At 74.4% G+C, this 21,191-nt stretch carries 15 protein-coding genes; 9 read left to right on the top strand and 6 right to left on the bottom strand.

Annotation, left to right across the window (positions count from 1 at the left end; genetic code table 11):
- Positions 1 to 125 precede the first annotated feature (125 nt).
- Positions 126 to 617, bottom strand: a complete 492-nt coding sequence (locus tag ACOJTC_RS13910; protein ID WP_420117166.1) for a GNAT family N-acetyltransferase — start codon at positions 615 to 617, stop codon at positions 126 to 128.
- Between the two features lie 86 nt (positions 618 to 703).
- Between ACOJTC_RS13910 and wrbA the strand changes: the two genes are divergently transcribed.
- Positions 704 to 1,321 (top strand): NAD(P)H:quinone oxidoreductase, encoded by a 618-nt coding sequence (gene wrbA, locus ACOJTC_RS13905; protein ID WP_420117165.1) that lies wholly within the window; start codon positions 704 to 706, stop codon positions 1,319 to 1,321.
- A gap of 57 nt (positions 1,322 to 1,378) precedes the next feature.
- On the opposite strand, the gene ACOJTC_RS13900 is transcribed toward wrbA, so the two are convergent.
- A complete protein-coding gene (locus ACOJTC_RS13900; RefSeq protein ID WP_420117164.1) occupies positions 1,379 to 3,298 on the bottom strand; it encodes an anthranilate synthase family protein in 1,920 nt (639 codons plus the stop codon).
- Positions 3,299 to 3,528: 230 nt separating this feature from the next.
- Between ACOJTC_RS13900 and ACOJTC_RS13895 the strand changes: the two genes are divergently transcribed.
- The 3 genes from ACOJTC_RS13895 (at position 3,529) to ACOJTC_RS13885 (ending at position 8,024) form a co-directional block, all read left to right on the top strand.
- Entirely contained in the window at positions 3,529 to 4,956 is a 1,428-nt protein-coding gene (locus tag ACOJTC_RS13895) for an FGGY family carbohydrate kinase (RefSeq protein WP_420117163.1), read from the top strand.
- Positions 4,957 to 5,025: 69 nt separating this feature from the next.
- Entirely contained in the window at positions 5,026 to 7,605 is a 2,580-nt protein-coding gene (locus tag ACOJTC_RS13890) for a nitrate- and nitrite sensing domain-containing protein (protein ID WP_420117162.1), read from the top strand.
- A 5-nt stretch (positions 7,606 to 7,610) separates the two neighbouring features.
- Positions 7,611 to 8,024, top strand: a complete 414-nt coding sequence (locus tag ACOJTC_RS13885; RefSeq protein WP_204926246.1) for a roadblock/LC7 domain-containing protein — start codon at positions 7,611 to 7,613, stop codon at positions 8,022 to 8,024.
- Between the two features lie 100 nt (positions 8,025 to 8,124).
- Here ACOJTC_RS13885 and ACOJTC_RS13880 read toward each other — a convergent pair whose 3' ends face one another.
- Positions 8,125 to 9,618 (bottom strand): GH1 family beta-glucosidase, encoded by a 1,494-nt coding sequence (locus ACOJTC_RS13880; protein WP_420117161.1) that lies wholly within the window; start codon positions 9,616 to 9,618, stop codon positions 8,125 to 8,127.
- Positions 9,619 to 10,514: 896 nt separating this feature from the next.
- Between ACOJTC_RS13880 and ACOJTC_RS13875 the strand changes: the two genes are divergently transcribed.
- Entirely contained in the window at positions 10,515 to 13,412 is a 2,898-nt protein-coding gene (locus tag ACOJTC_RS13875; protein ID WP_420117176.1) for a glycoside hydrolase family 48 protein, read from the top strand.
- 338 nt (positions 13,413 to 13,750) lie between these two features.
- Here the strand turns inward: ACOJTC_RS13875 and ACOJTC_RS13870 are convergent, their stop codons facing one another.
- Positions 13,751 to 14,374, bottom strand: a complete 624-nt coding sequence (locus ACOJTC_RS13870) for a DUF3159 domain-containing protein (RefSeq protein ID WP_420117175.1) — start codon at positions 14,372 to 14,374, stop codon at positions 13,751 to 13,753.
- A gap of 209 nt (positions 14,375 to 14,583) precedes the next feature.
- Here ACOJTC_RS13870 and ACOJTC_RS13865 point away from each other — a divergent pair, with 209 nt between their 5' ends.
- Positions 14,584 to 15,471, top strand: a complete 888-nt coding sequence (locus ACOJTC_RS13865; RefSeq protein ID WP_420117160.1) for a phosphatase PAP2 family protein — start codon at positions 14,584 to 14,586, stop codon at positions 15,469 to 15,471.
- On the top strand, positions 15,459 to 16,190 hold the full coding sequence (locus ACOJTC_RS13860) for a maleylpyruvate isomerase N-terminal domain-containing protein (RefSeq protein ID WP_420117159.1): 732 nt from the start codon (positions 15,459 to 15,461) through the stop codon (positions 16,188 to 16,190). Before ACOJTC_RS13865 ends, ACOJTC_RS13860 begins: the two co-directional genes overlap by 13 nt.
- Before the next feature lie 163 nt (positions 16,191 to 16,353).
- Here ACOJTC_RS13860 and ACOJTC_RS13855 read toward each other — a convergent pair whose 3' ends face one another.
- Positions 16,354 to 17,568, bottom strand: coding sequence for a low temperature requirement protein A (locus ACOJTC_RS13855; protein ID WP_204926196.1), 1,215 nt, complete (start codon positions 17,566 to 17,568; stop codon positions 16,354 to 16,356).
- A gap of 134 nt (positions 17,569 to 17,702) precedes the next feature.
- Here ACOJTC_RS13855 and ACOJTC_RS13850 point away from each other — a divergent pair, with 134 nt between their 5' ends.
- Positions 17,703 to 18,722, top strand: a complete 1,020-nt coding sequence (locus ACOJTC_RS13850) for an LLM class F420-dependent oxidoreductase (RefSeq protein ID WP_420117158.1) — start codon at positions 17,703 to 17,705, stop codon at positions 18,720 to 18,722.
- A gap of 1 nt (position 18,723) precedes the next feature.
- Positions 18,724 to 19,533, top strand: a complete 810-nt coding sequence (locus ACOJTC_RS13845; protein WP_420117157.1) for an SDR family oxidoreductase — start codon at positions 18,724 to 18,726, stop codon at positions 19,531 to 19,533.
- Between the two features lie 51 nt (positions 19,534 to 19,584).
- On the opposite strand, the gene ACOJTC_RS13840 is transcribed toward ACOJTC_RS13845, so the two are convergent.
- Positions 19,585 to 21,191, bottom strand: a 1,607-nt coding sequence (locus ACOJTC_RS13840) for a DUF3488 and transglutaminase-like domain-containing protein (RefSeq protein ID WP_420117156.1), incomplete at its 5' end; no start/stop codon positions are given.

Here is a 21,191-nt window from a genome sequence, read left to right as displayed (position 1 = left end):
CACCAGCATCCGCCTCCCGACCCCCGTGGGAGCCTTCTCGGCTGGAACTTGCGCAAATCTTGAGCCGCCGGGATCACCCGCCGGGGCGGCCGGCCGGGGCCGAGACGCCCCGTACCGCCCGCGGATCAGTCGAGGCGGCGGTGCATCACCAGCAGGTCGACCGGGCCGAGACCGGGGTGGCGGAACCCCTCGGGCACCCGGCCGACCACCGTGAACCCCAACGACCGCCACAGCGCCACCGCCCGGGTGTTGCTGGCCACCACCGCGTTGAACTGCATCGCCCGGTAGCCGTCCCGCCGGGCCAGCTCCAGCACGTACGCCCCGAGCGCCCGACCGACGCCGCGACCCGCCGCGGCCGGCGCGACCATGAAACTCGCGTTCGCCACGTGGTCGCCCGGACCCTCCTGGTTGGCGACCAGCTTCGCCGTCCCCAGCACCGTCGCGTCGTCGTCCACCGCGACCACCGTGCGGCCGGGCGGGGCGACCAGCCAGCGGCGGCGGGCGTCGTCCTCACCCACGTCGCGCGGCCAGGTGTACGTCTCGCCGGCCGCCACGATCTCGCGCAGGAACGGCCAGATCGCCGGCCAGTCTTCGGGGGTGGCGGCGCGCAGCTGCATGTCCGGATCATGCCACGGGCGGATGTTTGACCCGGCAAGCACCGGGTAGTCGCCGGAGCTGACCCGAACCGAGGAGGACACAGACGATGGACGGCCAGGTCAAGGTAGCGGTCATCTACTACAGCGCGACCGGGATCACCTACCAGATGGCGCAGGCGGCCTGCGAGGCCGCCGGTGAGGCGGGGGCCGAGGTGCGCCTGCGCAAGGTACGGGAGTTGGCGCCCGACGAGGCGATCCGCTCCAACGCGGGCTGGCAGGCGCACCGGCTGGAGACCCAGGACGTGATGGAGGCCGAGATCGACGACCTGGCCTGGGCCGACGTGGTCATCTTCGGTTCCCCCACCCGGTACGGCATGATCGCCGCCCAGCTCAAGCAGTTCATCGACACCACCGGCCCGCTGTGGGCCAACGGCGCGCTGGCCGACAAGGTCTACAGCGGCTTCACCTCCACCGCCACCTCGCACGGCGGCCAGGAGGCGACCCTGCTGTCGCTGTTCACGGTCTTCTACCACTGGGGTGGCGTGGTGGTGACCCCCGGCTACACCGACCCGAGCCAGTTCGTCGCCGGCAACCCGTACGGCGCCTCGCACACCAGCAACAACGGTGAGGTCGCCCCGGACCACGTGGCGCTCGCGGCCACCGCGCTGACCGCCAAGCGGGCGGTCCGCATCGGCGGCGCCGTGAAGCGTGGCCTCGCCGGCTGAGTCGCCGGGTGGGCCCGGTGGGCCGGGCGCCGACCCGGCCCACCGGGTGGGCCGCCGCTACCCGCCCACCGGCCCGCCACCCGTCGTCAGTGCCGGTCGGGCCAGCACCTGCCCCAGCAGCTCGGCCAGCACGGCCAGACCGTCCCGGCTGAGCACCGACTCCGGGTGGAACTGCACCCCGGCGAAGGTCGCCCCGCGCAGCGCGTGCACCGACCCGTCGGCCGGGTCCCGGGCCAGCTCCACCGGCCCGTACGGCGACCCGATCCGGTCGGAGTCCGCCCGCGCGGTGAACGTCGAGTAGAAACCCACCCGGCGCGGCACCCCGAACAGCGACACCTCCCGTTGCAGGCCCTGGTAGGGCGCGGCGCGGCGGTGCAGTGGCAACCCCAGCAGCCCGCTGAGCAGCTGGTGCCCCAGGCACACCGCCAGGGTGGGTGACCCGGCGTCGAGCCGCGCGGTCAGCAGCGTGCGCAGGGCGGCCATCTTCGGGTCGTCGACCGCCCCCGGATCGCCCGGTCCGGGGCCGACCACCACCAGGTCGTACCCGGCGTCGGAGCCGGGGGCGTGCCAGGGCCGCACGTCCACCGTCAGGCCCAGGGCGCGCAACTGGTGGGCGAGCATCCCGGTGAAGGTGTCCTCCCCGTCGACCACCAGCGCCCGCCGGCCGGCCGCCCCGGGCAGCACCGTCGCGCCGGGGGCGCGCTGGTCGAGCCAGAACCGGGCCAGCGGGGTGTTGCGGGCGGCGAGCACCGCCCGTACCTCGGGGTCGTCGGCCCACCGCACCGGCGGGTACGGCCCCTCGGTCGACGCCTGCGGGCCGAGCCCCAGTGCGGCGAGCACCCCGGCGGCCTTGGCGTGCGTCTCGGCGACCTCACCGGCGGCGGTGGAGTGCCGCACCAGGGTCGCCCCGACGGGCACCCGCAGCCGTCCGGTGGGGGAGATCTCGGCGGTCCGGATCAGGATGGGCGCGTCCAACGTCTGTCGGCCCTGGGTGTCGCGGCCCAGCAGCGCCAGCACCCCGGAGTAGTAGCGCCGGCCGGTCCGTTCGTGCCGGGCGATCACCCGGCAGGCGTTCTGCATCGGGCTGCCCGTCACCGTGGGGGCGAACATGGTCTCCCGCAGCACCTCCCGGACGTCGCGGGTGCCCCGGCCGGCCAGCAGGTACTCGGTGTGCGCCAGGTGCGCCATCTCCTTGAGGTACGGCCCGACGACCTGCCCGCCGTGCTCGGCGACGCCGGCCATCATCTTCAGCTCCTCGTCGAGGACCATGTACAGCTCCTCGACCTCCTTCGGGTCGTGCAGGAACCGCAGCAGCGCGTCCCGCCCGGCGGTGGCCCCGGTGTGCCGGAAGGTGCCGCTGATCGGGTTCATCATGACCAGCCCGTCGTCGACGCTGACGTGCCGTTCCGGGCTCGCGCCGACAAGCGTCCGGGTGCCGGTGTGCACCAGGAACGTCCAGTACGCGCCCCGCTCGTCGCGCAGCAACCGGCCCAGCGCCGCCAGCGCGGCGCCCAACGGGCTGCCCTGCACGGTGGCGTGCAGGGTGCGGTGGATGACGAAGTTCGCCCCCGCACCCCGACCGATCTCCTCGGCCAGCACCCGGTCGACGATCCGGGCGTACTCGTCGTCGTCGACGTCGAACGCGGCGTCGGCGCAGACCACCGGCCCGGCCGGGAGGGCGGCGAGCAGGTCGGCCAGGGCCAGCGTGGCGTGCCCGGTGACGGTCAGGTACTCCATCGGGACGCCGTCGTCCACGCAGGCGAAGCCCCGTTCGGCGATCTGCCGGTACGGCACCAGCGCCAGCGTGCGGGGGCCCGCAGCGTCGTCGGGCAGCGGCAGGTCGGCGAGCCGGTCGGCGACGTCGACCGGGCCGGTGAACAGGTCGACGTGGTCGACGCCGTCGCGGCGCAGCAGCGCGAACGGGCCCGGGTCGACGCCGTCGGCGACGGCGGCGAGCAGGTCGTAGAGGTGGTTCATCGGGTTTCTCCTCCGGGTCGGGTCGCCTCGTCGTCGGGCGGCCCCGGGTGCCGGGGGAGGACCGGCGGCCGCCTCGTGGGGCGGCCGCGTGGATAGCTACGCGCGGGGGATGGCCGCCGGGTCGGCGGGCCACCAGCAGGTCAGGTGCGCGGGCATACCGACACCCTAGGCGGCGGACGGGCGGCAGGGAAGGGCGTTCCCGTCCGCGCCGCCGGGTAGCGTGACCCGCGATGAACATTCTCGCTCTCGACCTGGGCACCTCCTCGGTCCGTGGTCTGGTGCTCGACGCCGACGCCGACCCGCTGCCGGGAGCGTTGGCCCGCCGCCGGGTGCACCTGACCGTGGCCGGGGACGGCACCGGCACCCTGGACGCCGCCGGCTACCTCGCCGGCCTCACCGAGTGCCTCGACGAGTTGGCCGCCGCCGGTCACCTGCGCGACGTCGGGCTGGTCGCGGTCTGCGCGCAGTGGCACTCGGTGCTGCCCCTGGACCGCTCCGGTGACCCGCTCGGCCCGGTGCTGACCTGGTTGGACACCCGGGCCGCACCGCCGTCGGGGGCGTCCGGTCCGGCCGACCCACAGGAGTTCCACGCGCGGACCGGGGCGTGGTGGCACCGCTGCTACTGGTCGGTGCGGCTGCCCTGGCTGCGGGACCGTACGGCCGGGGTGACCCGGTTCGCCGGCCTGGTCGAGTACGTCCTCGGTCGACTGCTCGACGACGCGCCCATGTCGGTGTCCATGGCCTCCGGCACCGGCCTGCTCGACCTGAGCCGGCTGGCCTGGGACGACGAGGCCGTCGCGGTGGCCGGGGTCCGGCCGGGTGAGCTGCCGGAGCTGGCCCCGATGGACTGGCAGGGCCGGCTGCGGGCCGAGCACGCCCGCCGGTGGCCGCAGCTCGCCGGGGCCCGCTGGGCCGCCCCGGTCGGCGACGGGGCCGCCTCCAACGTCGGCTCGGGCTGCGTCGACCCCCGCCGGGCGGCGGTCACGGTCGGCACCTCGGCGGCCGTACGCCTGGTCCAGCGGGTTCCGGCGGGGTCGCCGCTGCCAGCCCTGCCGGCCTCGCTGTGGCGTTACCGGGTGGACCACGAGTACGTGGTGACCGGGGCGGCCTACTCCAGCGGCGGGAACCTGTTCGCCTGGGCCGACCGGGAGCTGCGGCTGCCGCAGGGGCCCGACCTCGACGCCGCGCTGGCCCGGATCGCACCGGACGGCGTACTGCCGGCCAACCCCCGCCTCGGCGGGGACCGGCCCCCCGGCCTGGCCCCGGCCGGCTCGGGTGAGCTGCGCGGGCTCAGCTTCTCCAGCACCGGGGTGGACATCCTCGCCGGGCTGATGACCGGGCTGTGCCGGATGGTCGCCGACGACCTCGCCGTGCTGGAGTCCGGTGTCGACGCACCCGTCGAGGTGGTGCTCGGCGGGGGAGCGGTGACCGCCTCCGCGTGGTGGCGTACGGCGTTCGCCGCCGCGCTCGCGCCGCGTCCGGTCCGGCACCGCGCCGAGCGGGAGATCGGGGCCACCGGGGCCGCGCTGGTCGCGCTGGGTCGGGTGCCCGACGCGGACCGGCTCGCCGGCACCGGCCGTACGGAGGAGGACCCCTCGCCGACCTCGGCCGTCGGAGCAGGTACCTCCGCCCGGTCGGATGCGCCGTCGACCCGTTGACATGGGCGTCTGGCCTGGTTGGATGGACCCGGCCCCCCGTCGTGGGGACGGGGACCGAGGAGGCGAGACGTGGACGCAGGTCCCGACCCGACACCGAGCGCGGAGTCGCCGGGTCGGAACCGGTTCGACGAGCGGGTCGTGCCGCACCGGCGGCGTTCGCCGTTGCGGCTGCGGGACTGGCGGATGCGCACCAAACTCGCCACCGTCCTGGTCATCCCGTCGGTGGCGTTCCTGGTGCTGGCCGGGGTGCAGACCGCGGGGCTGGTGGGACGCACCACGGCGCTCAACGACTTCGCCCGGCAGGTCGGCATCGGGCAGCAGATCACCACGGCGGTGGACCGGCTCCAGCAGGAACGCGACCGTACCGCCGGTGAGCTGGCCGCGCTGAGACGGGCGGGCAGTGCCGCCGACCGGGACGCGGCGCTGGTCGCGCTCCGGCCGCTGCACGCCGCCACCGACACGGCCTTCGGGGCGTTGCGCGAGGCGGCCGGGCCGCTGGCCGACTCCGACGCCGCCTGGCAGGTCGCCTACGCCGAGGCGGTGGAGGCGTACGACCAGGTGGTCTACATCCGTTCGGCGGTGCCGCCGGCGGTGCTGAGCAGCGACACCATCCTGGGCAACTACCACCGGGCGGTAGAGGCGCTGCTCGGCCTGCTCGCCGAGCCGAGCCCGGGGCCGGACCGTCCGGAGTTGACCGACGCGGTGCTGCGCTACGTGCAGCTGGCCCGGGTCAAGGAGCTGTCCGCACGGATCAGGGGCCAGTTGTACGCCGCCTCCCGGGCCGGCCGCTACGGCCTGGAGGACCAGGTCAACCTCGCCGACCTGCGGGCGCAGCAGCTCGCCGCGCTGGGCGCGTTCCGGGTGGCCGCGACGACCGCCCAGATCCAGGCGTACGACCGGACCTCGCGGACGGGGGCGTTCGTGGACGCCACCCGGCTGGAGGAGCGGAGTATCAGCACCAGCGGCACCGCCCTGCCCGCGGTGCTGCCCGCCAACCAGTGGTGGACGGCCAGCGAGCAGCGGCAGGAGCTGCTGCGACAGCTGGAGGAACGGGTGCTCGACGACGCGGTGGCCCGGGCCGACGAGGTCAGCGGCGCCCAGTTGCGCACCACCCTGCTGGTGCTGGGCGGCATCGTGGTGGTGCTGGCCCTGGCGGTGCTGCTGGCCGTCCTGGTCGGCCGGTCGATCGCGAACTCGATGCAACGGCTGCGGGACCAGGCGTTGCGGATCGCCCAGGTGGAGTTGCCGCACGCCCTGAAGCGGCTGCGCGCGGTCGACGGCGGGGTGCCGGCGATCGACGTGCCGCCGGCCGTGGTCCGCTCGCTGGACGAGATCGGCGAGCTGGCCGAGGCGTTCGTGGCGGTGCACCGCAGCGCGGTCAGCGTCGCGGTGGAGCAGGCGGAGACCCGCCGGACGGTCAACGCGATGTTCGTCAACCTGGCCCGGCGCAGCCAGGTGCTGGTGGAGCGGCAACTGGAGCTGCTGGACGACCTGGAACGGGAGGAGGCCGACCCGGACCAGTTGGAGAACCTGTTCAAGCTGGACCACCTGGCCGCCCGGATGCGTCGTAACGACGAGAGCCTGCTGGTGCTCGCCGGCACCGAGTCGACCCGCCGGTGGAACCGGCCGGTGCGGTTGGGTGCGGTGCTGCTCGCGGCCAGCGCCGAGATCGAGCAGTACCAGCGGGTCCGCCACGAGTCGGTGGCCGACCTCTACGTGGTGGGGCACGCCGTCGGGGAGCTGGTGCACCTGGTGGCGGAGCTGCTGGAGAACGCGACGGCCTTCTCCCGGCCGGACACCCTGGTCCGGGTGACCGCGTGGGCCGAGGGCGGCGGGGCGGTGGTGGACATCGCCGACGCCGGCCTCGGCATGAGTCCGACGGCGTTGGCACAGGCCAACGCGGTGTTGGCGGAGCCGCCGGTGGCCGACGTGGCGGCGGTCGAGCGGATGGGTCACTTCGTGGTCAGCCACCTGGCCGCCCGGCACGGCGTCGGCGTGCGGCTGGTCGCGCAGGGGCAGGGGCTGGTCGCCCGGTTGACCCTGCCGGCGGCCCTGCTCGCCCCGGCGCCGGAGCTGGACGGGTCACCGCCGCACGCGTCCGCCGGGCCGCGGGCGCTGGCCCCGGTCGCCCCTGCCGTCCTGCCGGCCCGTCCGGCCGTGGGGCCGCCGTCCGGTCCGGTCGGGCCACCCTCGCGTCCGGCGCAGTGGCCCGGTCCCGGCGGGGTGGCCCCGGCGGAGCTGCCGGTGGCGGGCCGTCGCCCGGTTTCGTCGCCGCCGAACCAGCTCCCGGCCCGGGTCGTGGACGTGCGGACACCGGCTCCCCCGGCCGACGGCGGCTGGTGGTCCCGGCAGGGCCCGGCCCCGTCGTCGCCGGCCACCCTGGGCGGGGGCACCCCGGCGCCGCCGCTGGTCCCGGTCACCGGGGGCACCAACGACCGGGGGCTGCCGGTGCGGGTGCCGATGGCCCAGCTGACCGCGGTGACCGAGCCCGCCCGCCCGCCGTCGGCCCGGGTCCGCGAGGATCTGGACCCGGAGGCGGTGGGCGGGATGCTGTCCCGGCTCTACAGCGGCGTGCGCCGTGCCGAGGCCGAGGAGACCACCGAGTTAATCTTGCCGCCGGGTGTGCGCAGCGAAGGGGGACGACAGTGATGACACTGAGCCAGGAGGCGCGTGACCTGAACTGGTTGGTCAACGCGTTCGCCGAGCGGGTGCCCGGGGTGGCGCACGCGGTGGTGGTCTCCTCGGACGGTCTGCTGGTGGCGATCTCGGCGCAGTTGCCCCGCGACCACGCGGACAAGTTGGCCGCCGTGACGTCGGGGCTGATGAGCATCACCGCTGGCGCGGCCCAGATGTTCGACGGGGATGTGGTCAAGCAGACCGTGGTCGAGATGGGCCGGGGCTACTTCCTGGTGATGCAGATCCGGGACGGGTCGATTCTGGCCACCCTGGCCGGCGCGGACGCGGACATCGGCGTGGTGGGCTACGAGATGGCCCGGCTGGCCAAGCAGGCCGGCGAGATGCTGACCCCGGCGTTGCGCGCGGAGCTCCAGCAGGCGTTGCCCCGCTGACCGGCCTCAGGTCGGCTGCCGGGCCTCTGGTCGGCTGCCGGGCCGGACCGCCCCCACGCGGTCCGGCCGTGCCGGTGCTGCTCCGGTCCCTGCGCCCGACCTACAGGCCGTTGTCCCGGATGACCTGGCGGTACCAGTGGGCGCTGCGCTTGAGGACACGCCGCTGGGTCGGATAGTCCACGTAGACCAGTCCCCAGCGCTGGTCGTAGCCCTCGGCCCACTCGAAGTTGTCGAGCAGCGACCAGACGTGGTAGCTCTCCAGCGGCACGCCGTCGGCGATGGCCCGGTGGGCGGCGGTGAAGTGGTCACGTAGGAAGGCGATCCGGCCGGCGTCGTCGACGGTGCCGTCCGGGCCGAGCGTGTCCGGGCAGGGCAGACCGTTCTCGGTGACGGTGATCGGGACCGGCCCGTAGTCGCGGGTGACCCGGGTCAGGATGTCGTACATGCCCTGCGGGTAGATCTGCTGCCAGTCCGCCTCGCTGGTGGGCCAGCGGGTGACGGTGTTGCCGTTGCCGGTCAGGTAGAGCGGGGTGTAGTACTGCACGGCGAGCAGGTCGATCGGGCTGGCGATGGTCGCCAGGTCGCCGTCGCGGATGCCCTTGGCCATCCGGCTGTCCGGGCCGAGGTCGGCCAGGACGTCGGCCGGGTAGGCACCGGTGAGGATGGAGTCCAGGTAGAGCCGGTTCTCGTACCCGTCGTGCAGCGTGGCGGCCGCGGCGGCGGCCGGGCTGTCGTCGGCGGGGTAGCACGGGTGCAGGTTCAGCGCCGGGCCGATCCGGGTGTCGAAGCCGGTGGCCCGCAGCGCGCGGACGGCGAGGCCGTGGGCGAGCTGGAGGTGGTGGGCGACGAGGTAGGCGGCGTCGGCGTCCTGCCGGCCGGGGGCGTGGTGTCCCCAGAGGTAGCCGTTCTGCACCACGGTCTTCGGCTCGTTGATGGTCAACCACACCGGCACCTGGTCGCCGATGCCCCGGAAGACCGCGTCGGCGTAGTCGGCGAACCGGTGGGCGGTGTCCCGGTTCTCCCAGCCGCCGTCGTCCTGCAACGCCTGCGGCAGGTCCCAGTGGAACAGGGTGACCATCGGGGCGATGCCGCGTTCGTGCAGGCCGCCGATGATCCGCTTGTAGAAGTCGAGCCCGCGCTGGTTGGGCTTGCCGGTGCCGTCGGCCTGGATCCGGGGCCAGGAGATGGAGAACCGGTAGCTGCGCAGCCCGAGGTCGCGCATCAGGTCGAGGTCGTCGGCCCAGCGGTGGTAGTGGTCGGCGGCCACGTCCCCGGTGTCGCCGTTGCGGGTGCGACCGGGGGTGTGGCTGAAGGTGTCCCAGACCGATTCGCCCCGGCCGTCCTCCTTGGCGGCGCCCTCGATCTGGTACGCCGAGGTGGCGGCGCCCCAGCCGAAGTCGTGGGGGAAACGCACCCGTTCCGCGGTGGGGTCGGCGGTCGGGTCGCCACCCTTCGGCGCGTCGCAGCCGGCGGCCAGCACGCCGGTGGCCGCGGCCAGGCCGGCGCCAGTGGCGGCGGAGAGCCCGGCGCCGGCGGTGGCGGTGGCGGAGAGCGCGGCGCGGCGCAGCAGGCGTCGCCGGGTGAGTATCGACATGGATGTTTCTCCTCAGGGTGCGGGCCACCCCGACGGCCGGGAGCGCTCCCAGCGCGGGCGTACGACGGCCCGGCCGCCTCGGGGCGGACCGCCAGCCTAGAGGGCCGCGCGTGGGCGGCCGGGATGGGGAATGGCGAGTGTGACGGGCGCCGTCGAGGGACGGTCGGCCGATCTGTCGAGGGGCAGATAGCGATCGAGGCCGGCCGGGCGGCGCGCACGCCTGACCCGTCGGCCTCTTTTCCCGTCGAGTACGGGGGTTTAGTGTGGGGACGGGGGAGGGCAACCCCCGTCCCCACCTGTGTTGCACACACGCACGCTCGAATTGGCGTCCGGCCGTGCGTGTCGCGCGGGAGCCGGGCCACGCGAGTGGCTCTGGTTCCACCTCCCTCCGTGATGGTGGGGTGTTGGCTGGCGACGGTGTCCGGGCTGGCCCGTCGTCAGCCGTTCGGGCTGAACCCCGTGGTCGGGCGACCACGGTTGTGACCTTCACTTGTTGCATCTCCGTCGATGGAAGCGCTCCCATCGGCGATGCTGCGACTGTAACGCCCGTCACGGCTTTGTGAAAGCCCCTAAACGAGATCGAAACATCGACCTGCGTTTCGACAGAGGTAGTTGTCGTGGGAGCGCTTCCATGGCACACTGTCGAATCAACGCAGCGGAGCCAGACACGCGCGAGTGATGGGTCGCCGAGGGCATCCGGGTCTCCCGGACGGCACCCGAAGGAACGGCACGACGGCCTGAGCCGTACCCCGTCCCTGCCCCGGCCCACCGGCCGGACCGACCACCATTCCGGCACCTCCGTCCCCCCGCGCACCCCTGTAGCAGCGCGTGGAGGTGCCCCCGCCGGGGCCCGCAGCCCCGGCCCGGTCCGAGGAGACACCGCGCACATGAGACTCATGGCAAGACGTCGCCGCACGGCGATGCTCGCCGCCACCGCACTCGCCATCGGCGGGGTGGGCCTGCCGGCCAGCGCGGCCCAGGCCGCGCCGGCCTGCGACGTGGTCTACGCCACCAACGACTGGGGCAGCGGCTTCACCGCGAACGTCACCATCAAGAACCTGGGCGACGCGCTCAGCAGCTGGTCGCTCAAGTGGACCTTCCCGAACAGCAGCCAGCGGGTCACCCAGGGCTGGTCGGCGAAGTGGAGCCAGAGCGGCAGCGAGGTCACCGCGACCAACGAGTCCTACAACGGCAACATCGCGACCGGCGGCTCCACCACCATCGGGTTCAACGGCTCCTACTCGGGCAGCAACCCGAAGCCGACGTCGTTCACCCTCAACGGCACCCCGTGCAACGGCACCCCGGCCAACCAGCCGCCGACGGTCTCCCTCGGCGTGCCCACCGGGCCGTTCACCGCGCCGGCCGACGTGCCGCTGACCGCCACCGCCAGCGACCCGGACGGGACGATCAGCAAGGTCGAGTTCTACCGCAACGGCCTGCTGGTCAACACCGACACCTCCGCGCCGTACGCGTACACGCTGACCTCGCTGCCGGCCGGCAGCTACACGGTCCAGGCCAAGGCGTACGACAACGCCAACGGCATCGGCGTGGCGGAGAAGTCGTTCACCGTCAGCCCCGCCACCGGCCCGGCGCTGGTCGCCACGCCCTCCGCGGTGAGCGTCAACGAGGGTGGCAGCAGCACCTTCAACCTCAAGCTCAGCGCCGCGCCCTCGGGCAACGTGCCGGTCACCCTCACCCGTGCCGGTGACACCGACATCACGGTCTCGCCGGCCAGCGTCACGCTGACCCCGAGCAACTGGAGCACCGGGGCCACCGTCACGGTCGCCGCGGCGGAGGACACCGACACCGCCGGTGGCACCGCCACCATCACCGCGGCCGGCACCGGGGTCTCCTCGGTGGTGGTCACCGCCACCGAGATCGACAACGACACCCCCGGTGGCGACAACGCCTACGTCGCGAAGTTCCTCGACCAGTACGGCAAGATCAAGAACTCGGGCTACTTCAGCCCCGAGGGCGTGCCGTACCACTCGATCGAGACGCTGATCGTCGAGGCGCCCGACCACGGCCACGAGACCACCTCCGAGGCGTTCAGCTACTGGCTGTGGCTGGAGGCCTACTACGGCCGGGTGACCCAGAACTGGGCGCCGTTCAACAACGCCTGGACGGTGATGGAGAAGTACATCATCCCGTCGCACGCCGACCAGCCCACCGCAGGCGTCGCCGGCACCCCGCAGTACGCCGCCGAGTACAACCTGCCCAGCCAGTACCCGTCGGCGCTGAACGCCAGCGTCCCGGTCGGCCAGGACCCGCTGCGCTCGGAGCTGCAGTCCACCTACGGCACCGGCGACATCTACGGCATGCACTGGCTGATGGACGTCGACAACACCTACGGCTTCGGCCGCTGCGGTGACGGCACCACCAAGCCGGCGTACATCAACACCTTCCAGCGCGGCACGCAGGAGTCGGTGTGGGAGACCATCCCGCAGCCGTCCTGCGACACCTTCAAGCACGGCGGCCAGTACGGCTACCTCGACCTGTTCGTCAAGGACTCGGGTGCCCCGGCCAAGCAGTGGAAGTACACCAACGCCCCGGACGCCGACGCCCGCGCAGTGCAGGCCGCGTACTGGGCGCTGACCTGGGCCAAGGCGCAGGGCAAGCAGGCCGACGTCGCGGCCACCGTGGCCAAGGCCGCCAAGATGGGCGACTACCTGCGGTACGCGATGTACGACAAGTACTTCAAGAAGATCGGCAACTGCGTCGGGGCCAGCACCTGCCCCGCCGGCACCGGCAAGGACTCGGCGCACTACCTGCTGTCCTGGTACTACGCCTGGGGCGGCGCGTACGACGCCAGCGCGGGCTGGTCCTGGCGGATCGGTTCCAGCCACAGCCACTTCGGTTACCAGAACCCGTTCGCGGCCTGGGCGATGACCAACGTGAACGAGCTCAAGCCGAAGTCCCCGACCGCGGTCGGCGACTGGCAGAAGAGCCTCGACCGGCAGCTGGAGTTCTACACCTGGCTCCAGTCCGCCGAGGGCGGCATCGCCGGTGGCGCCACCAACAGCTGGGACGGTAGCTACGCCCAGCCGCCGGCCGGCACCGCCACCTTCTACGGCATGTACTACGACGTCGACCCGGTCTACAACGACCCGCCGTCGAACCAGTGGTTCGGCATGCAGGTCTGGTCGATGCAGCGCATCGCCGAGCTGTACCTGGAGACCGGCAACACCAAGGCCAAGGCGCTGCTCGACAAGTGGGTGCCGTGGGCGATCGCCAACACCAAGCTGGGCACCAACTGGGCGGTTCCGTCCGAGCTGAAGTGGACGGGCCAGCCCGCCAACTGGAACCCGAGCAGCCCGGCGTCCAACACCGGCCTGCACGTCGAGGTCAGCTCCACGGGCCAGGACGTCGGCGTCACCGGCTCCCTCGCCCGGACCCTGATCGCGTACGCGGCCAAGTCCGGCAACACGCAGGCGAAGACCACCGCCAAGGGTCTGCTGGACGCGCTCTCGGCGGCCAGCGACAGCAAGGGTGTGTCGACGACCGAGACCCGCGGCGACTACAAGCGGTTCGACGACGTCTACAACGCCGCCGACGGCCAGGGCCTCTACGTGCCGCCGGGCTGGACCGGGAAGATGCCGAACGGTGACACCATCGCCGCCGGCAAGAGCTTCCTGGACATCCGGTCGTTCTACAAGAACGACCCGGACTGGCCGAAGGTCGACGCGTACCTCAAGGGCGGCCCCGAGCCGACCTTCAACTACCACCGGTTCTGGGCCCAGTCCGACATCGCCATGGCGTACGCGGACTACGGGATGCTCTTCCCGAACGGGTGAGTTGACCCTGCCGGGTGGGTGGCGCGGCGCCACCCACCCGGAGGCCGACCGGGCCCGGGGGAGCGGACAGCCCGGTCGGCGGGCGGCCTGATTCCCACGGTCAGGCCGGGGGTGGGTCGACCGTCCGGCCGACGCAGCGGAGCGGCCGGCCCACCCCGCCATCCCCCCTTCCCGCCCCGGCGGGAAAGCGGTGAAAAAAGAGCGCGCGCGGGATAACGCGACGCCCTATGACGGAGTACCGTGTTGATCGGAGAGGCCGCTCCCCCCGTGGCGGCCTCTCCTTCAACGTCTGTGCCCCCGGCGCCCCGCACCCCACGTCGGCAACGGGCGGTCCCGGCTCACCCGGGTTGCACCGGGTGCCGCAGCCCCGGATGACCGGCCGGCAGCGACCGGCGGATCACCACCCAGCTCACCGTCAGCGCCGCCGCCACCAGCGGCCAGGTCAACGCCACCCGGGCCACGGTCAACGCGACCACCTGCCCGCCCAGCCACAGCGGCAGGAACACCGCCACCCGCAGCACGTAGGTGGCCGCCCACACCCAGCTGCCCCGCCCGTACGCCCGCAACAGCGCCGGGTCGCGCCGCCACCGCCCCCGCTGCCGCAGCGCCGCCCCGACGACCACGCCGAGCAGCGGCCGGCGTACCACGATGCTCACCACCCAGACCAGCGCGCTGGCGAGGTTCGAGAAGACCTGCACCGCGAAGAAGTCGGCCGCCCGGCCGGTGCGCAGCGCCACCACGGCGGCCAGGCACACGGCCAGCAGCCCGATCAGCACCGCCCGGGGGCGGTCCCCGCGCCGCCACCGCCACAGCGCCACCGCCGTGCCGGCCAGCACCGCCACCGCCACCCCGCCGACGACCGACCGTCCGGTCGCCAGCCAGCCGACGGTGAACGCCACCGGCGGCAGGGTCGCGTCGATCGCGCCACCGCGCCCACCGAGCAGACCGGCCAACGACTCCACCTGGTCCGGTGGCCTGGCGTCTGCGGGCTGCCCGGGCGCTGGCTGCGGGGCCGGCCCGTGCGGTGTCGGCGGGGTGCCGTCCGGCGGCTGCCGGGTCGGTCGTCCGTGTTGTGGTGTGCCGGTCACCGTCACCTCCCGTGGTCCCGTGTCAAGGTATCCGGACCGTCCCGGTGGGCCCACGCGCGACGTGCCGCGCGTGCCGCTACGGTGTGCGGGTGCGTGCGACGGCAAGGGGTTGGACCGCGGTCTGGTTGGTCGTGCTGGCATTGGCCCAGACGGCGGCCTTTCTGCTGGTGTGGCGGTTCGCCGTGCACACCGGGACCGGGCAGTGGCTCGACACCGTCGCGTTGACCGGCAACCGGATCGGCCAGGACCGCATCGACGGTCTGGTCAACCGGATCCTCAACGCCATGTCGGTGGTCTCCCTGCTGGCGGCCATGGTGGTGATCTTCTTCATCGCCCTGATCCGGGGCCGCAAGGCGCTCGCCATCTCGGCCACCCTGTTGATCGCCGGGGCGAACGTCACCACCCAGGTGCTCAAGTACGTCATCGACCGGCCCGCGCTCGGCATCGACCCGCAACGCGACGCGGTCGGCAACAGCCTGCCCAGTGGACACACCACCATCGCCGCCTCGGTGGCGCTGGCGCTGATCCTGGTGCTGCCGGCGAAGGTGCGCGTGCTCGGGGCGTTCCTCGGCGCCGCGTACGCCGCGGTCGCCGGGGTGGCCACCCTCTCCGCCGGCTGGCACCGGCCCAGCGACGCGGTCGCCGCCTTCCTGGTCGTCGGGGTCTGGGCGACGCTGGCCGGCCTGCTGCTGCTGGTGTTCCAGCACGAGCAGGCGCAGGTCGCTCCCGACGACGCCCACAAGGTGGCCGCCAGTGTGCTCGGCATCGGAGGCCTGCTCGCCGTCCTCGGCTGCGGGTTGGCCCTGTCCGGCCTGCTCGACCAGCAGCAGACGCCGGTGGACGAGCTTACCCGCCGCACCCTGTTCATCGGGTACGCCGGCAGCGCCGCCGGGATCGCCGGCACCATGGGGGTGGTGGCGGCGCTGGTGCTGCTGTCCGTGCACCGCCTGGTGCCCCGTTGGAAGGGCTGACCGGAGGCCGGGGTCGGCACCTGGTGCCCCTGGCCGGTACGGCGTTCCGTGCCGAGTGCGTCCGGCTGGCGGTGGTCCTGGCCACGCTGACCGACGCGGACCTGGACCGGCCCACCCCGTGCCCGCCCTGGGCGGTCCGGGACCTCGTCGCCCACGTCCGCACGGGTGCCGGACGCCTGGTCGACATGCTCGCCGCGCCCGCGCCGCCGCGCGCCGAGGTGGACGCCGCCGGCTACTTCGGCCCGGCGAAGTTCACCCCGCAGGTCGACGCCGACCGGATCGCCGACGCCCGGCGGGCGGCCCGCGGTCCTGCCACCCCGACCGGGTCCACGGAGGCGGCGGCGACCGCGGCGGCCTTCACCGCCGCCTGGCGGGCGACCGACGCGGCGGTGCGGACGCAGCCGGCTGACCGGGTCGTCCGCACCCGCCACGGTGACCCGATGACGGTGCACGAGTTCCTGGTGACCCGCGTGGTGGAGGTCGGCGTGCACGGGCTCGACCTGGCGGTGGCGCTGCACCGCGGGCCGTGGCTCACCCCCGCCGCCGCGCGGGTCGTCGCCGACCTGTTCACCGGGGGACGACCGGTTCCGGACGGGCTCGGCTGGGACCGCCTCACCCTGGTCCGCAAGACCACCGGCCGCGCCCCGCTCACTCCCGCCGAGCAGCGGATCATCACCGCGCACCCCTGGCCCCACCTGTCCCTCACCGCCCAGCGCTGACCCCCACCCCCAACCCCACCCCCGTCGCGCCCGGTGATCAAGAGGTTTGCGCGCGGTGATCAAGAGGTTCGCGTCAGCTTGATGATCAGACTTGACGCAGACCTCTTGATCACCGGAGTCAGGTGGGCGGGCTGAGCACGGGGGCGGGTGGGTGGGGCGGGGGTTAGAGGGGTGGGGTGGCCGGTTCCGGGGGGTGACCCCGGGCCCGGCGGGCGTCGGCTGCGGCGACCCCGCCGAGCACCAGCGCGGCCACCGTGGCGGAGACCAGCGGCACCACGTGCAGCAGCAGCGGGAAGAGCACGACCAGCAGCGCCGCCGCGAGCCACCGCGACGGCGACACCCGGCCGAAGACCTCGTACTCGAAGCGGGCGCGGGCGAGCAGGAACAGCACCGGACCGCCCACCAGCAGCACCACCCACGCCGCCTCCGGGGAGGTGAGCGGATGCTCGATGGTCAGCTCGTACCCGATCGCCGTGCCGACCAGCCCCACCACCATCGCCAGGTGGGTGTCCGCCGCCGAGCGGCCGGTGTCCGACGGGTGCCGGGACCGCACCACCGCCTCGGCGAGCACCTGCCCGGCCCGCTGCACGTAGATCCGCCACAGCAGCACCGAGGTCACCAGCGCCACCGCGAACGCGCCGGTCCGGGCCGGATCGAACGGGCCCGTGCTGTACGCCAGCCCGCCCACCAGGATCGTCTCGCCCAACGCGACCAGGAAGAACTGCTGGTACCGCTCGGCCAGGTGCTCCCCGGCGACGTCCCAGCGGCTCGCCCTCGACCGGCCCAGCCCCGGCACCGGCCACCCGAACCGGGCGGCCAGGTACTCCACGACCAGCGCCAACGCCCAGAGCAGCCCCCGGGGGGTGGGCGACAGGAACGCCCCGGTCAGCCAGAGCACCCCGGTCGCGCCGAAGGTGATCAGCATGCGCAGCTTGAGCCGCCGGTACTCGTGGCTGCCGAGGGCCAGCAGCAGCAGACCCGGGCGGGACACCTGCGTCACCACGTACGCCACCGCGAACGCCAGGCCGGTGGAGGTGAATGCGCGGGGAATCGCCACCCCCATCACCATGCTGCCGACCAGGGCGGTGATCACCACGAGCTGGAGCCAGCTGTGGTGCGGGTCGTACCGGCTGGTCGTCCACGCGGTGCCCTGCCAGACGGCCCAGAGCGCGAGCAGCAGCAGCAGCGTCTTGACGCCCCCGGTGACCGGGGACCAGCCGGTGGTGCCGCCGGGTTCCAGGGCCAGGTCCTCGAAGGCACGGAACGAGATCCGGGTGAGCGCGAAGACGTACACCAGGTCGAAGAAGAGTTCCAGGAACGTGGCCCGCTGGGCCGTTCCGGTACGCCGCAGCGGGGCGGCCCCGTCGCCGCCCGTCATGCTCGTCGGCAGTCGCCGTCGGCCCGGCCCACCAGGGGTTCGTAACATCCCGGGCGGCACCGGCGGCGGGTATCGCCGAATCCACCCCGGTTCCGGCCTTGTTCCGGCCGGGGCGAGCGGGCACGATCGACCGGATGACGAACCGATGGGGCTTCACCGTGCCGCTGACCGGCGTCCCGCTCGCCGAGCACGCCGCCGGCTACGCGGCCCTGGCGGAGGCGGGTTTCACCGACCTGTGGTCGTCGGAGGTCAACGGCACCGACGCGTTCACCCCGCTGGCGCTGGCCGCCGCCTGGCAACCCGGCCTGCGGCTGGGCACCGCGATCACCCCCGTCTTCACCCGGGGGCCGGGCCTGCTGGCGATGAGCGCGGCGGCGCTGGCCGAGGCCGCCCCGGGCCGGTTCGCCCTCGGCATCGGCGCGTCGTCCCCGGTGGTGGTGGGGGACTGGAACGGCGTGCCGTACACCGAGCCGTTCCGGCGCACCCGCGACCTGCTGCGGTTCCTCAGGCCGGCGCTGCGGGGCGAGACGGTCGACGGGGCGTTCGACACGTTCCGGGTGCGCCGGTTCACCCTGGAACGCCCGCCGACCAGCCCACCACCGGTGCTGCTGGCCGCCCTGCGCCCGGGGATGCTGCGGCTGGCCGCCGCCGAGGCCGACGGGGTGATCCTCAACTGGCTGGCCGCCGACGACGTCGCGCAGGCCCTCGCCGAGCTGACCGGACGCGGCCCCGGCTTCGAGGTGGTCGCCCGGATCTTCGTCTGCCCCACCGAGGACGCCGGCTACGCCCGCACCCTCGGCCGGCGGCTGATCACCAGCTACCTCACCGTCCCCGCGTACGCCGAGTTCCACCGCTGGCTGGGGCGGGAGGACGTGCTCGGCCCGGTCTGGGCGGCCTGGGCGGCAGGTGACCGGCGGGCCGCCGCCGCGGCCGTGCCCGACGAGGTGGTCGACGCGCTGATCCTGCACGGCTCGCCCGAGCACTGCCGCGACCAGGTCCGCCGCTACGCCGACGCGGGCGTGGACGTGCCGGTGCTGGCCCTGCTGCCCACCCCGGAGGTGACCGCCGGTGGGGCCGCCGCCCTGGGTGAGCTGATCAGCCGGCTGGGCCCGCCGTCGGCGGTGGACGCCGGACGGCCGGCGGAGCGGGGCTGAGATGAACCTGACCGACCGGGTGGTGGTGATCACCGGGGGAGCCGGTGGCATCGGGTCCGCACTGGCCCGCCGGTTCGCCGCCGAGGGGGCCGCCGCTGTCGTCCTGGCCGATCTCGACGCCCACGCGACCGCCGCCGTCGCCGAGTCGGTCGGCCCGGTCGCCCGGGGGGTCGCCGTCGACGCCGCCGACGAGGGCCAGGTCCGCGACCTGGTCGCCGACACCGAGCGACGGTACGGCCGGATCGACCTGTTCTGCGCCAACGCGGGGGTGGCCACCGGCTCCGGCATCGACGCCCCCGACGCCGACTGGGACCGTGCCTGGCGGGTCAACGTGCTCGCCCACGTGTACGCCGCCCGCGCCGTGCTGCCCGGCATGCTGGCCCGGGGCGGCGGCCACCTGATGCACACCTGCTCGGCGGCCGGGGTGCTCACCGCGGTCGGCGACGCCCCGTACACCGCCACCAAACACGCGGCGGTCGGGCTGGCCGAGTGGCTGGCGATCACCTACCGGGACCAGGGCATCCGGGTCAGCGCGCTGTGCCCGCAGGGGGTGGACACCCCGATGCTCGCCGACGGGCTGGCCACCGGCCACCTGGCCGCCCGGGTGATCGCCGCCTCCGGCCCGGTGCTCACCGGCGACCAGGTCGCCGACGCCGCGGTCGCCGGGCTCGCCGAGGAGCGTTTCCTCATCCTGCCCCACCCCGAGGTCGCCGGGTACGCGCTGCGCCGCGCCGAGGACCCGGACGGCGGGCAGGCCGGCCTGCGCAAACTGGTCCGCCGACTACGCGCCGCCGGTCCACCCCCCGCGTGACCGGCCCCGTCCCGGCACTCCACAGTGCTCCGGATCCGCGCCGGGGGCCGGTCAGCGGGGCCAGCGCAGCGGGCCGGGATGGACAGACCAGAGCAGCCGCCGCCAGCCGGGGCGGGCCGCCCGCAGCGCCGTCGCGTAGGCCACGGCGATGTCCCCGGCCCGGTCGGCCTGGGCGTCGGTCAGCGTGCCCGGGGCGAAGGCCGCCTGGTTGAGCAGCCCGGCCAACTCGGTCAGCCCCGGGTCCCCGGCGCGGGCGGTGTCCGGGACGGGAGGGGAACCCCCGGCGCGGGCGGTGTCCTCGGCGAGGGCGTGCCCGGCCCGGTCGGCGACCTCGGTGGCGGACAGGTCCCCGCCGACCGGCCGTCCCGACAGCCGCAGCGCGTCGGTGGTGTGCCGCCACGCGCCGCCGACCCGGGTCCCCCGGTCGCCCCGGCCCAACCGGGCGCGGGTCTGCGCCCGACGACGCCAGGCCAGCACCCCGAGGGCCACCCCGGGCAGCAGCAACCCGCCGGCACCGGCACCCAGCAGTAACGGCGTCCGCCCGCCGCGCTCCCCGGTGGTGGTCCGGCCCGGTGCGGCTACCGCCGGCGGGGTGGCCGACGGGGTTCCGGTCGGCTCGGGCACCTCCGACGGCGGCGGGCTCGGCGGGGCCGGCCGGAAGTCGTCCTCCACCGGCCGGGGCGCGGTGTCCGGGCGGGGCCGGGGATCGAACGGCACCCACCCCACCCCGGCGAAGAGCACCTCCGGCCAGGCGTACGCGTCGGCGGCCCGCACCGGCCCGTCACCCCGGGCGGTGAACCCCACCACCACCCGGGTCGGCAGGCCGGTCAACCGGCCCAGCACCGCGAAGGCGGCGGCGAACTGCTCCGAGGTGCCCCGCTGGCCGCCGCCACCGCGCGGCCCGAACAGGAAGAACTCCAGATTCGGGTACGCGTGCCCGCTCGGCGCGTCCGCCACCAGCCGGTAGTGCTCGGCGAGGAACTGCTCCACCGCCGCCGCCCGCGCGTACGGGGCGCCGTTCTCCTCGGCCAGGTGGGTGGCGAGCCGGCGTAGCCGTTCCGGTGTCCCGTCGGGCACCCGCAGCACCCGGGCCACCTGCGCCCCGGCCGGTACGTCGGCGGTGGCGAGCAGGTTCGCGTCCAGCCGTTCCCGCGCCGAGGTGACCGTGTACGTCAGCCCGGGGGTCAGCCCCTCCGGCCGGATCAACGTGCGGCTCTGCGGGTCGTACGCCACCCGGGCCCCGTCGACGGTGCGGGGGGTGGCCACCGCGGGCAGCAGCCGGCCGGTCAACCCGGCCACGGTGATCTCCTGCCGGACGGTGTCCGACGCGACCGGGTCGCCGCCGGGCAGGACCCGACCGGCGGTGCGGTAGGTCGCCCCGACCCGCCAGGTCACCCCGTCGTAGTCGCTGAGCACGGCCAGCCGGATCGTGGTCGGCCCGTCGCCCGGGGTCCGGGTCGACACGTCCAGCAGCTTCTGCTGCGGTTCCAACGCCCAGCCGGAGATCCGGATCAGCGGGTTCTCGTCCAGCGACTCCACCCGGGGTGGCGGCACGTAGCGGCGCGGGTCGACCGGCCGGTCGTCGATCCGGCCGGCGAGGGCCGGCCCGAGCAGCGCCGCGGAGCCGACCACCACCGCCACCCCGGCGGCGGAGACCA

Origin of the sequence: Micromonospora sp. (assembly GCF_048594385.1) — a bacterium.
Taxonomy (GTDB): Bacteria; Actinomycetota; Actinomycetes; order Mycobacteriales; family Micromonosporaceae; genus Micromonospora; species Micromonospora wenchangensis.
This window is presented reverse-complemented; position numbering and strand designations above follow the sequence as displayed.

Coding starts and splice junctions, on each gene's coding strand:
- wrbA (WP_420117165.1), top strand. CDS start 704: ATGGACGGCCAGGTCAAGGTAGCGGTCATCTACTACAGCGCGACCGGG.
- ACOJTC_RS13850 (WP_420117158.1), top strand. CDS start 17,703: ATGACGAACCGATGGGGCTTCACCGTGCCGCTGACCGGCGTCCCGCTC.
- ACOJTC_RS13895 (WP_420117163.1), top strand. CDS start 3,529: ATGAACATTCTCGCTCTCGACCTGGGCACCTCCTCGGTCCGTGGTCTG.
- ACOJTC_RS13900 (WP_420117164.1), bottom strand. CDS start 3,298: ATGAACCACCTCTACGACCTGCTCGCCGCCGTCGCCGACGGCGTCGAC.
- ACOJTC_RS13910 (WP_420117166.1), bottom strand. CDS start 617: ATGCAGCTGCGCGCCGCCACCCCCGAAGACTGGCCGGCGATCTGGCCG.
- ACOJTC_RS13875 (WP_420117176.1), top strand. CDS start 10,515: ATGGCAAGACGTCGCCGCACGGCGATGCTCGCCGCCACCGCACTCGCC.
- ACOJTC_RS13845 (WP_420117157.1), top strand. CDS start 18,724: ATGAACCTGACCGACCGGGTGGTGGTGATCACCGGGGGAGCCGGTGGC.
- ACOJTC_RS13855 (WP_204926196.1), bottom strand. CDS start 17,568: ATGACGGGCGGCGACGGGGCCGCCCCGCTGCGGCGTACCGGAACGGCC.
- ACOJTC_RS13880 (WP_420117161.1), bottom strand. CDS start 9,618: ATGTCGATACTCACCCGGCGACGCCTGCTGCGCCGCGCCGCGCTCTCC.